We start from the raw sequence: 12,037 nt of genomic DNA, 5'->3' as shown, positions 1-12,037 counted from the left end.
TTCACGACCACGACGCTCCAGAGCAGCCATACCGCGAAGGCAAGCGCTAACGCCGGGATGGAAATCCACAGATTGCGACCGGCGATGCCGCAACCCCGCGTTTCCCAAAACACCGGATCATTGAAATTCCAGCGCGCGGGCAAACGCGATTCCGCAGCCTGTCCGGTTCTTTTCAACGCCTCATCCATCTCTGGAACGTCCGATCGTGAAAGTGGCCTCCGTCGGACCGGCCGCGGAGCGCACGACCCTGCCCCCGCTATTCGCTCTTCGAATCGAGACGATCTCGGTCCAGTACATCCAGATCAGCGACACCGTGGTGACACCCCACATCAGCATGAAGACTGTGCTGTTAATGCCGGTGAGATCGACCAGTAGGCCGAACTGGATCGGCAGGAGAAAACCGCCCAGGCCGCCGAACATGCCGACCATACCCGCGACCGTGCCGAGCCTAGGGCCAGTGTACTCGTCTGAGATGTATTTAAATATCGAGGCCTTGCCAATCGCCCAAGCCACGCCCATCGCGAACATCAGGGCTGTGAGCAGCCACACGTTCAGTCCTATGCCGAAACTGAGATCGCCCCTGGACGTCTTGATCGTCAGCTCGATCTGCGGCAGCGACAGCACGGCAAGGCACACCCAGGAGAAAAGCATCACCCACCAGGTGACGGGGTGGGCACCGTATTGGTCGGATATCCAGCCGCCGAGCGCGCGCAGCACGCCGCCTGGCAGGGAAAACGCGGCGGCAAGCAGGGCCGCCACCCGAATGTCGAAGCCGTATTCCGAGATGTAGTGCTTCGTCATCCACAGCGATAGCGCGACGTAGCCGCCGAATACGATCGAGTAGAACTGGCAGTACTTCCATATGTTCGGTTCCTTCAGCACCGCAAGCTGCGCGCGCAGCGTCACCTTCCGGGTCTCTCCGGCGGAATGGGACGGGTCTGTGTAGGTCGTCATCCAAAAAAGGGCCGCCATCACGAGTAACGCCGCTGCGTACACCTGAGGCACCATCTGCCAGCCGAAAGCCACGACGAGGGACGGCGCGACGAACTTGGTCACCGCCGCGCCGACATTGCCCACGCCGAAGATGCCCATCGCCAGTCCCTGGCGCCGACGCTCGAACCAGTGCGCGCAGTAGGCGATACCGACCGCGAACGAGCCGCCGACGGCGCCGACGAAGAGGCTGAGCGCTAGGTAATGCCAGTAGGCGCTGGCGTGGGACACAAGCCAGACCGGAATCGCGAGCGAGAACATCAGCACGAAGAAGACGACCCGGCCGCCGTAGTAGTCGGTGAGCATTCCGAGCGGCACGCGGATGAGAGATCCCGTGAGCACCGGCATTGCGACGAGCAGCCCGAACTGAGTTTCACTCAAGCCGAGCGTCGTCTTGATCGGAATACCGATCACCGCGAACATCATCCACACGGCGAAGCACACCGTGAATGCGGTCGTGCTCGCCACCACCACCGACCAGCCCTTGTACTCCCGCGAGACCATCTCCCCGATCCCCCGCACGCACCCAGTTCGGGCGCAAACTTTAGGTGCACGCCGCGCTCCTGAAAACCAAGTGGCACCGCAGGACAAGAAAACGAACTACCCACTTGGGGGTAGAAAAACCGCCATATTAAGCTCGTGTTCTCATTGCCGAATCGTACGGTGCTCCGATCGCAGCGCGGCATGCAGAGCGTCCGATCGGCGCAGAGTGGGTAATCCCAACGAGTGCGTGCGCATGGCATCGCTTCGCAGTAGTTTCGACTGTATCGACGAAGGAGAGCGGAATGAGAGAAGTGCTGCAGCTATGCGCGGCGGCGTTGTTCGCCGGATTGCTGCCGATGTCCGCGCAGGCCCAATCCGCGCCGCAGGAAGGCGTAAAGCTCTTCCAAGAGAACTGCGTTTCTTGTCACACCATCGGCGGCGGGCGTCTGGTCGGGCCGGACCTGTTGGGGGTCGCCGAGCGCAGAAGCGACGAATGGCTCACGCGCTTCATCGCCGACCCCGAGCGAATGCGCAAGGACGACCCGATCGCGATGGCTAACGTCAAGATTTATGGCGCCCCCATGCCTCAGCTCGGGCTCACCGAGCCGCAGGTCGCGGCAATCATCGCCTTCTTCAAGACCGCGGAAGCTGCTCCCGACAGCCTGCCGAGGCAATACGTTTCCACCCTGCTCGCCAGCCTGGCAGCCATCGTCGCATTCACATTGATCGGCCTTGTCGCGGGATCCAAGAAGGCAGACGGAGGAGTGGTATGAGCAGCAGATGGTTCAACGTCACCGAGGATTCCCGCTCCTGGGAGGAGTTCTACCGCAACCGCTGGTCGTACGACTACTCAGTGCGCACCGGCCACGGCGTGAACTGCTCGATGGCCTGCAGCTGGGAGGTTTTCGTCAAGGACGGGCTCATCTGCTGGGAACTGCAGAAGACCGACTATCCCCAGATCGACGCCGACATCCCCAACGTCGAGCCGCGCGGCTGCCAGAGGGGCGTGACGGCCTCGTGGTATCCGTACAGCCCGTTGCGGCCCAAGTACCCTTACGTGCGCAAGGTGCTGTGGGATTTCTTCGCGCTGGAGCGCAATAAGGGCAAGGATCCCGTCGAGGCCTGGGCGGCGATCATCGAAAACGACGAGAAATCGAAGCAGTACAAGTCGGCGCGGGGCAAGGCCGGCTGGAAGCGCGTCACCTGGGATGAGGCGGTCGAGCTGGTCGCTGGCGCGCAGATCTACACGATCAAGAAATACGGGGCCGACCACATTGCGAACTTCGCGCCCATCCCCGCGATGAGCCTGCTCAGCTTCATCTCGGGGCACCGCTACAACAACCTGATCGGCGGCATCTACTGCAGCTACTACGAATGGTACCATGATCTGCCGCACGTCTCGGCCTCGATGTTCGGCGACCAGACGGAGAACTGCGAAAGCTCGGACTGGTACCACGGCACGTACTGGGTGATCGCGGGGTCGAACCTTAACATGACCCGCACCGCCGACTGCCACTTCCTTCCCGAGGCGAAGTACCGGGGAACGAAAGTGGTGGTGCTCTCGCCGAATTATTCGGACGTGACGAAGTACGCCGACACCTGGGTCCCGCTCGTTCCCGGAAGCGACGGCGCCTTCCTGATGGCGTGTATCCACGTGATCCTGAAGGAGTTCTACGCGGACCGCGAGACGCCCTATTTCACGAAGTACGCAAAGCAGTACACCAATCTGCCGTTCCTGGTGGTCCTGGATCGCGACGGCGACAAGCACCAGATGGGGCGGTTTTTGCGCGCGTCGGACCTTGCGGAGTACGCGAACGAAGAAAATGCCGACTGGAAGCTGGTCATGGCCGACGGCCAGGGCAAGCTGCATGTTCCCACCGGGTCGATTGGCTTCCGCTGGGAAAAGGAACCGACCGGCAACTGGAACCTGCAGTTGAAGAACGCAGTCACGAAGGAGGAGTTCGACCCGCTGCTCACGCTGCTCACAGACGGATCCGATAGGGCGACGGTCTCGTTTAGCGATTTCACCGACACTTTCAATATCGTCATCGGCAAGACGGACGGGCACGGGCAGAAGGCGAAGGAACTGCTGCGCGAAGTGCCGGCGAAGCGAATCAAGGGCAAGGCCGGGGACATCCTCGTCACCACCGCCTTCGACCTCCTGATGGCGCATGCGGGGGTGGCGCGGGGACTGAAAGGGGACTACCCGCGCGACTATGACGATCCGAAGCCCTACACTCCGGCTTGGCAGGAATCGCAGACGGGCGTGAGCCGGAACCTCGCGATCCAGGTGGGCCGCGAGTTCGCCGAAAACGCCGAGAAGACCAGAGGCAAATCGCTCTTCATCACCGGGCCCGGGCTGCAGCATTTCTACCACGGAGCGTCGCTCTACTACCGCAGTGAGGCCGTAATGCTCGCGCTGTGCGGTTGCAACGGCGTGAACGGAGGCAATTTCAACCATTACGTCGGCACGCAGCACACGCGCCTGAACGCCGCCTTCGTGAATCTGGGGGGCGCCCTCGACTGGCAGCGGCCGCCGCGACTGATGAACTCGACGTCGCTTTGGTATTTCCATACCGGTCAGTGGCGTTACGACCCCATGCAGCTCGATACGCAGTGGGCCGTTGGGGCGAAGAAGCTCCCTGGATACAACCACGCCGCCGACGTGAACGCGCTCGCGATCCGCTCGGGATGGCTGCCGTTCTTCCCACAACTGGACAAGAAGAACCCGATCGAGCTCTACCAGGAGGCGCTCAAGGCCGGCTGCAAGAGCGACGCGGATGTCAAGGACTGGGTGGTGCGGCAGTTCAAGGACGGTAAGCTCAATTTCGCCATCCACGACGTGGACGCCAGGGAAAACCAGCTCAAGGTGCTGACCGTGTACCGGGGCAACCTCATCGGAACCAGCATGCGGGGGCACGAGCTGGCGCTGAAGCACTTCCTCGGCACGCACCACAACGCGCTCTGGGACCACGAACCGGCGAAGGGCAAGGTGAAGGAGATCCAGTGGCGCGATCCCTCACCCGTCGGGAAACTGGACCTGCTGGTCAATCTCAACATCCGTATGGACTCAACAGCGAACTACGCCGACGTCGTCCTGCCCGCGGCCTTCTGGTACGAGAAATACGACGTCACGTTCGGCGACATGCACACCTTCGTCCATCCGCTGACGCCCGCGACCGAACCGCCCTGGGAGACCAAGCACGACTGGGAGGCGTTCAAGCTCATCGCCGCCAAGTTCTCCGAGCTGGCGAAGAAGCATTTCCCGCAGCCGGTGAAAGAAGTGGTGATGAACGCCCTCTGGATGGACAGCCCGGACCAGCTCGCCCAGCCGATGGGCGCGGTGAAGGACTGGCGCAAGGGGGACATCGAGCCGGTATCGGGCAAGACCTTCCCAAACATCGCCATCGTCGAGCGCGACTACTCAAAGACGTACGAGAAACTCGTATCGCTCGGGCCGCTCTTGTCCCAGCCCAAGGGCTACGGTTCGAAGGGCCAGTATTGCGACCTGACGCCGATCGTCGAGGAGGAACTGAAGAACAACGAGGTCCTGGAGGTGAAGAACGGGCGCGTGCACTTCGAGACACCGCAGCAGGCGTGCGAACTGATCCTGCAAATTTCGCCGGAACTGAACGGCAGGCTGTCGTGGCTCTTCTTCAAGGAGATGGAAAAGAAGGTCGGTCTGCCGCTCGCCGACATGGTGGAGGCGGTCAGGAACAAGAAGGTCCACTACAAGGACATCATTTCGCAGCCGCGCAGGATCAACACTACGCCACAGTGGAGCGCAATCCTCAGCGACAAGGACGGCAAGGAGCGCACCTTCGGGCCGTGGACGATGAATGTCGAGCGGCTAAAACCCTGGCATACGCTGTCGGGAAGGCAGGAGGTGTATTACGACCACCAGGGAATCCGAGAACTGGGAGAAGCGCTTCCGACTAACAAACCGCCGCTCGACATGGCGGCGATCGGTGATATAGATCTCGCCAGGGCGGAACCCGGATCGAAAGTGTTCCGCTTCATCACACCGCACGGCAAGTGGCAGATCCACAGTTCGTTCCGCGACCACTGGCCGATGATGCACATGTCGCGGGGCGGTCCCACCGTGTGGCTCAACCCGGATGACGCCCGCGAGATCGAGGTCGCCGACAACGACTGGGTCGAGATGTACTGCCAGAACGGCATCGAGGTCGTGCGGGCGGTGGTCAGCCACCAGGTACCGAAGAACATGGCGATTACCTACCACCAGGTGGAGCGCCATGTGAATATTCCGTTCTCGCCGCTCGCGAAGAAGCGTAACGCCTCCGATCTGCGCGGAGGAAACAACAACGCCACCACCCGCATCCTGATGAACCCGCACACGATGATCGGCGGATACGCGCAGTTCAGCTACTACATCAACTACTGGGGAACCAGCCCTTCCGAGAGAGACCACGGGGTGCTTATCCGCAAGATGCCCCTGGCGCCGGGCAAGAAAGGCGCGATTTACCAGGAACGGGACCTGGACAGGCTGCCGAGCGCCTAGCCGGGACAGGGACAGACGCGAAACAACAAGGAGCGGGCCATGAGGGTGAAGGCGCAATTTGGGATGACGTTCAACCTGGAGAAGTGCATCGGCTGCAACACCTGCACCGTCGCATGCAAGAACGTCTGGACGAACCGGGAAGGCGCCGAATACATGTGGTGGAATAACGTCGAGACCAAGCCCGGGATCGGCTATCCCAAGCGGTGGGAGAACCAGGATCTGTGGAAGGGGGGATGGGTCAAGAACGCCGACGGCTTGAGACTGCGCTACGGCGGAAAGGCGTACCGGCTCCTCAACCTCTTCTTCAATCCGCATATGCCGGAGATGGGCGATTACTACGGCAAGGACGTATACACCTTCAGCTACGATGATCTGCACGATTCGCGGCAGCTCACGCAGCAGCCCGTAGCGCGGCCTAAGTCGATGGTCACGGAGGAGGAGGACATCCCGCTCACCTGGGGCGTGAACTGGGAAGACAACGCCGGGGGCGCCCACGTCACTGGCAAGCACGACGTGAACTTCAAGGCGATGAGCAAGGCGGAGCACGACGCCTATCTGAAGCTGAGGGACGTCTTCTACTTCTACCTGCCGCGGATCTGCAACCACTGCATCAATCCCGCGTGCGTCGGCGCCTGTCCGTCGGCCGCCGCCTACAAGCGCGAGGAAGACGGGATCGTCCTCATCGACCAGAACCGCTGCCGCAACTGGCGCTACTGCATCTCCAGCTGCCCGTACAAGAAGCCGTATTACAACTGGATGTCGGGAAAAATGGAGAAGTGCATCCTGTGCTACCCGCGCGTGGAATCGGGCATGCCGCCGGTGTGCTTCCACTCCTGCGTCGGCAAGATCCGCTCGTTTGGCGTGTTCCTCTACGACATGGACCGGGTCGAGGAGGCGCTGCGGGCGGAGGACCAGGACTTGGTACGCGCGCAGCGAAGCGTCATCCTCGATCCCTTTGACAAGGACGTGATCGAGGCGGCGAAGCAGGGCGGACTGGGGGATGACTGGATCGATGCCGCGCAGCGCTCGCCCGTCTACCGCTTGGTCAAGAAATGGGAACTGGCGCTGCCGCTGCACCCGGAGTTCCGCACCTTTCCGATGCTTTTCTACATCCCGCCGCTCAGCCCGCTCATGACGAGCGCCGGAAAGGACTCTCCCTCTGCCACGGACGTCTTCGACATGGAAAAGTCGAGCGACGTGCTACTGGGGCTCGACGAACTGGACAAGCTCCGCGTTCCCCTCAAGTACCTCGCGAGCATGTTCGCCGCGGGAAACGAAGACGAGGTGAAGAAGTCGCTTTCCCGGCAGCTCGCCGTCCGGCACTACGAGCGTAGCCTGAGGGTGGATCGCAAGCCCAACCTCGAAGTGCTCGCGAAGGCCGGGTTATCGGAAGAGGACGCCAAAGGGATCGTGCGCAGCGTCTCACTCGCCTTCTACCACGAGCGCTTCGTCGTGCCAACGACCAAGCGGGAGGGGGCCGACATCAGCCCCTACACCGAACGCGGGCTCGCCGGTTTCACCGGCATGGGCCCCTGGGCGCCAGCGAAGCGCAGAAAGAGCTACTTCAAATCGCACCATACGCCGGACAAGACCTATGAATGAAGCGGGCGAAGTGCTGCGGGAGGCCTACGGCTGCATCGCCGAGCTATGGTGCAGCCCGCGCGACGTCGACAGGGCGGCCCTCGAAAAGCGCACCACGGGAGCGGTCGCGCAGTTGCAGGCTGCGGACGCTGAAGCGGCCGCCCTGCTCTCGCGGTTCCTGGGCAACCCCGTGTCCGAAGAAGAGTATGTCGAACTGTTCGAACTCGATCCCCGGTGCCCGCTCTATGTGGGGAGCCACGTTTTCGAGGAGCCGAAGACCTGCGCCAAGGCCGGCCTTTCGGAAAGGAACGGCTACATGATCGAGCTGCTCGGCGTCTACCGGCACATGGGGCTCTCCCCGGATCGCAGCGAGATGCCCGATTACCTGCCACTGATGGTGGAGTTCCTCTTCCTTTCAGCCGGTTCGCAGGATCCCGTCCGGGAGAAACTCATCAAGGAGTACATGTTACCCTACCTGCCGCGGATTCGCTCCAAGTTGGACCAATTGAATACGCCCTACGCGGGGCTGCTGGAGGCGCTGGAGCGGGTGCTGCGGATCGACATCGCCCAGGCGCGAGAGGTGAGCCATGTTTGACGTTTTCTTTTTTGTCGCACTGCCCTATGTCGCTATTCTTCTGCTCGTCGGCGGTTCGGTCTATCGGGCCTTCACCGGCTTCCGGACCATCGCCCGGGGCAGATGGACCTGGAGCGCGCGCGGCGATCTCTTGTGGACCACTCGGTCATCAGGGTTCTTCGGGCGAGCTTCCATCGGACCGGCGGCACTTGCGTTGCATTGGGGTCTATTCATCCTGTTTATCTCTCACATCGTGGGCCTGGCCGGAGGCGTCGCCGGGTGGCCCGCCTGGGTCGAGGCCTTCCGCTGGGCTGGCATGTTCGGCGGCGTGCTCGCTTTCTACGGGATGGCGTGGGCCCTGGTGCGAAGGTTTGCCATTCCCCAACTGCGTGCGATGAGCAGCGCGGAGGATTACATCGTCCTTGTGTTCCTGCTCATTATCGCGGGTCTTGGCCTCTATCACGCGGCGGTCAAGATGGTGTTTGGCGTCACGTACGCTGCCGCCCCGTGGTTCGTGAGCCTTTTCCTGTTGCAGCCCGATCCTCAGTTGCTTGCCGGCGCTCCGCTGACGATGAAGCTGCACATCATCGTCGCGTTCGTCTTCTTCGCGTATCTGCCCTTCACCAAGCTCGTGCACGCGTTCAGCTTCCCCTTCAGCTACGCCACGCGTCCGCCGATCTCCATGAGGAGTTACGTGGGGTTGAAGAAATAAGAGCGCCCGCAGGAAAGAAGCGCAAATAGCCGCTGGCGCTCTGCGATGATCGGCAACATACAGATCGCCGGCTCGTAGACCTTGCCTTGTTAGCTTTAGCTTATGGCACGGCACATGAATGGTACATGCTGGTGCGGCTGTTTGTGTATGATGCCATTCGCTGGCTTTGGCTTCCTGACCGGATCTGAGTCGGGAGCGAGGAAGCAATCAGAGCGAACTTCGCTCAAAGGCTGTCCCGATTTGACATCGGTCAAAGCGGCGGCAGGAGCGGCGCTGTAATTGTCTCATTGTCGCGCGGAAGCGGCATCGTAGAATGCCATTCGGCGACCGGTGGATGGGGTTCGACCATGGCCGACACGGATGCCGTTCGTCTCGCCGCCATTATTTACGAGCGCGGGTTTACCCTCGATTCCTTCCTTGCAAGCGTGTGCGGCCGGCTATCGGCGAAGGGGCTGCGGCTCGGCGGCCTGATCCAGGTTATGTCCGGTCTTCGCGGCTCGCGCGCGGGATCGATCGCGGCAATCGATTTGCGCAGCGGCCGGCAATTCAACATCTGGGAAGGCCCCGGCGCGCGCACGTCCGACTGTCGTCTTGACGAACGTAGCCTGGTCGATACGGTGCCGATGGTTCTGGCGGCCATCGAGGAGCGCGTCGATCTCCTCGTCGTCAATCGTTTCGGCCGGGCGGAATCGCACGGCGGAGGCTTGTTGACATGCGTTTCGGCGGCGGTTTCCGCCGGGATCCCTGTGCTCACGGCCGTGCGCGAGCCGTATCTCGCGCCCTGGCGGGCGTACCACGGCGACCTGGCGGCATCGCTCGGGCCCGAACTTGATGCCGTCATGACGTGGTGTGAATCGGCCGCGTTCGCGGCATCCGCCCAAACCGTGTTGCCAACCGAAGCACTCTTCCCTAAGCGGACCTAATCCAGGAGATAAATATCCTCATAATCATGCGGGGAGGAGCGTAATCTTGCGAGAGAACGTTGGATTTCAGATGTTCTCCCTCCGCCAACCTTTTCCGATTGAGACAACCTAATCCAACGGATCACGTCGGAATCGGAGACCTGTCTGAGCACTCAAGATCTCCGCCCGGCGCGGCCCGAGACGATCTTGTTGGCCTATCCCTTCTCGGCGGCAGGACACGCCGGCGCCGCACGGCACATCCGAGGCCAGACCCCGCTGCGAAGGAGAGTGAGTGGCGTTTACTTAGCCAACACTTCGGGCAGCCATAACGCGATCCCGGGGAATACGACCACCAAGACCAATCCCAGCAACTGCAGAACCATGAACTGGGACATGCCCTTGTATATATCCCCAAGATTCCATTCCGGAACCACCCCCTTCAGAAAGTAGGCCGACAGCGCCACGGGAGGCGAAAGCCACGCCGTTTGCAGATTCACGGCAACCAGGATTCCGAACCACGCAAGATCGAAGCCCAGTTTATCTATGAGGGGGATCAGGAAGGGCACCACGATCAGAACGATCGGAACCCATTCCAAGGGCCAAGCCAGCAGGAAAATGACGCCCATGATGATCGCCAGGATCACGTAGCGGTTTAGGTTCAAATTCAGCAGGAAATCCACCAGCATGCCCGGGGTGCCCAGCCGGGCGAACACGGCGCCGAAGAAATTCGACGCCCCGACCAGGAACAAGATCAAGACGGAAATCTCGAGCGTCTTGATGAGGGCGTCCTTCAGGTTTTCCATCGTCAGGCGCCCGTAGGCCGCGCACAGCAGAAGGGCACCCGCAGCGCCGCACGCCGCGCCTTCGGTCGGCGTCGCGATGCCGAAGATGATGCTTCCCAGCGCCGCCAGAACCAGCAGCGCCGGCGGCACCAGTCCTTTGAAGAACTCCATCCAGGCCTCGCCGAGGTTCTTCAAATGCTCCTCAGACGGAAGCGGCGGACCGAGAGTCGGGTCGATCCAGCAGCGGATCATGGCGTAGGCCGTGAACAGCACCGCGAGAAGGATGCCGGGCAGGATCGCCGCGGCGAACAACGTCGTCACCGGAACCTGGAGGATCGGCCCCATGACCACCAGCATGATCGACGGCGGAATGAGAATGCCCAATGTCCCGCCGGCGGCGATCAACCCGGCGGAAAGCTTGACGTCGTAGTTCGAGCGGATCATCGGCTTGCCCGACATGATCCCCAGGATGGTGACCGATGCGCCGACAATTCCCGTCGCCGCGGCGAATATTGTCGCGACGAACATGACGGCGAGATAAAGCGACCCGCGTACCTTGGCGAGAAGCTTCTGAACCGAATTGAACAGGCGTTCCATCAGGTTCGCCTGTTCCATCATAACGCCCATGAATACGAACAGCGGCACGGCCGCCAGCGTTTGCTCCATCATGGACGAGTAGAATTGCAGGGTGAGCTGGTAGAAAACTACTTTCCCGAACCCCCAATAACCGAAAACGATTCCCAGGAAAATCAAAACGAATGAAATGGGAAATCCGACGAAGATCCCGCCGAGCATGGCGACGACCATGAGCAAGCCGATGAGTTCAGTTTCCATTGCCGGGCCATTTCCCATGCTTGGAGGCGTAAGCAGCCTTCAACGTTTCGGAAAAACCTTGAAGGATCAGCCCCACGACTCCGATCGGCAGGCACATCTTGATCGGACCCAGGTAGGGCATCCAGGTGGTGTCCATTCCCCGTTCCGTGCGCACGACCGAGGTCCATGCCCACTCGCCGGAGAACCACACGAGCACGAGCATGGTCGGAAAATAGAGAACGACGTACATGGCCAGGTCGACCTTGGCCTGCGTCCTCACCGGCCAGTCCCGATAGAGGAAATCGGAACGAATGTGCACGCCCTTCTGCAGGGCGTACCCGGCGCCGAGAACGAACATGGCGCCGTAAATCATCCGGCTGATGTCGTAGGCCCACGCCGTCGGCGCGGTGAACAGGTACCGCGCGACGATTTCGTAGACCATCGCCGCCATCAGGGGGAGCGAAAGCCAGCAAATGACCTTGCCGGTCAAAATGGAAAAATGATCGATCCTTGCGATGGCATGCCGCATCCACGGGAGCATGTCGCCGGGAAGATGATCGGGATCGCCGGCGCGCCGCCCGGCGATCATCTCGTCCATGGGTTCAAGATGTTCCGTCATGCGGTTTCCTCTTGAAAAGAAGGAGGGCGGCATTTGCCGCCCTCCTTGCACTCTTCAAA

At 61.3% G+C, this 12,037-nt stretch carries 10 protein-coding genes; 6 read left to right on the top strand and 4 right to left on the bottom strand.

The window, feature by feature from the left end:
• The coding region (locus FJ311_06090; protein ID MBM3951006.1) for a hypothetical protein at window positions 1-188 on the bottom strand (188 nt) is incomplete at its 3' end.
• Complete coding sequence (locus FJ311_06085; GenBank protein ID MBM3951005.1) at window positions 181-1,494, bottom strand: NarK/NasA family nitrate transporter; 1,314 nt, start codon at window positions 1,492-1,494, stop codon at window positions 181-183. The genes FJ311_06085 and FJ311_06090, both read right to left, overlap by 8 nt.
• A 281-nt stretch (window positions 1,495-1,775) precedes the next feature.
• On the opposite strand from FJ311_06085, the gene FJ311_06080 reads away from it, so the two are divergent.
• The 6 genes from FJ311_06080 (at window position 1,776) to FJ311_06055 (ending at window position 9,785) form a co-directional block, all read left to right on the top strand.
• Window positions 1,776-2,246 carry a cytochrome c gene (locus FJ311_06080; GenBank protein MBM3951004.1) on the top strand — a complete coding sequence of 157 codons (471 nt, stop codon included), beginning with the start codon at window positions 1,776-1,778 and terminating at the stop codon, window positions 2,244-2,246.
• A complete protein-coding gene (locus FJ311_06075; GenBank protein MBM3951003.1) occupies window positions 2,243-5,995 on the top strand; it encodes a nitrate reductase subunit alpha in 3,753 nt (1,250 codons plus the stop codon). Before FJ311_06080 ends, FJ311_06075 begins: the two co-directional genes overlap by 4 nt.
• Window positions 5,996-6,034: 39 nt before the next feature.
• A complete protein-coding gene (narH, locus tag FJ311_06070; GenBank protein ID MBM3951002.1) occupies window positions 6,035-7,597 on the top strand; it encodes a nitrate reductase subunit beta in 1,563 nt (520 codons plus the stop codon).
• Window positions 7,590-8,171 carry a nitrate reductase molybdenum cofactor assembly chaperone gene (gene narJ, locus FJ311_06065; protein ID MBM3951001.1) on the top strand — a complete coding sequence of 194 codons (582 nt, stop codon included), beginning with the start codon at window positions 7,590-7,592 and terminating at the stop codon, window positions 8,169-8,171. The genes narH and narJ overlap by 8 nt, the downstream gene beginning before the upstream one ends.
• Entirely contained in the window at window positions 8,164-8,862 is a 699-nt protein-coding gene (locus tag FJ311_06060; protein ID MBM3951000.1) for a respiratory nitrate reductase subunit gamma, read from the top strand. Before narJ ends, FJ311_06060 begins: the two co-directional genes overlap by 8 nt.
• A 347-nt stretch (window positions 8,863-9,209) precedes the next feature.
• A complete protein-coding gene (locus FJ311_06055) occupies window positions 9,210-9,785 on the top strand; it encodes a DUF2478 domain-containing protein (protein ID MBM3950999.1) in 576 nt (191 codons plus the stop codon).
• Window positions 9,786-10,063: 278 nt separating this feature from the next.
• Here the strand turns inward: FJ311_06055 and FJ311_06050 are convergent, their stop codons facing one another.
• On the bottom strand, window positions 10,064-11,380 hold the full coding sequence (locus tag FJ311_06050; protein ID MBM3950998.1) for a TRAP transporter large permease subunit: 1,317 nt from the start codon (window positions 11,378-11,380) through the stop codon (window positions 10,064-10,066).
• A complete protein-coding gene (locus FJ311_06045; protein MBM3950997.1) occupies window positions 11,370-12,011 on the bottom strand; it encodes a TRAP transporter small permease subunit in 642 nt (213 codons plus the stop codon). Before FJ311_06045 ends, FJ311_06050 begins: the two co-directional genes overlap by 11 nt.
• Window positions 12,012-12,037 lie beyond the last annotated feature (26 nt).

The sequence above is a fragment of the Rhodospirillales bacterium genome (assembly GCA_016872535.1).
Classification (GTDB): Bacteria; Pseudomonadota; Alphaproteobacteria; order Rhodospirillales; family 2-12-FULL-67-15; genus 2-12-FULL-67-15.
The sequence above is the reverse complement of the archived record's forward strand: the minus strand, read 5'-3'. Positions and strand labels throughout refer to the sequence as shown.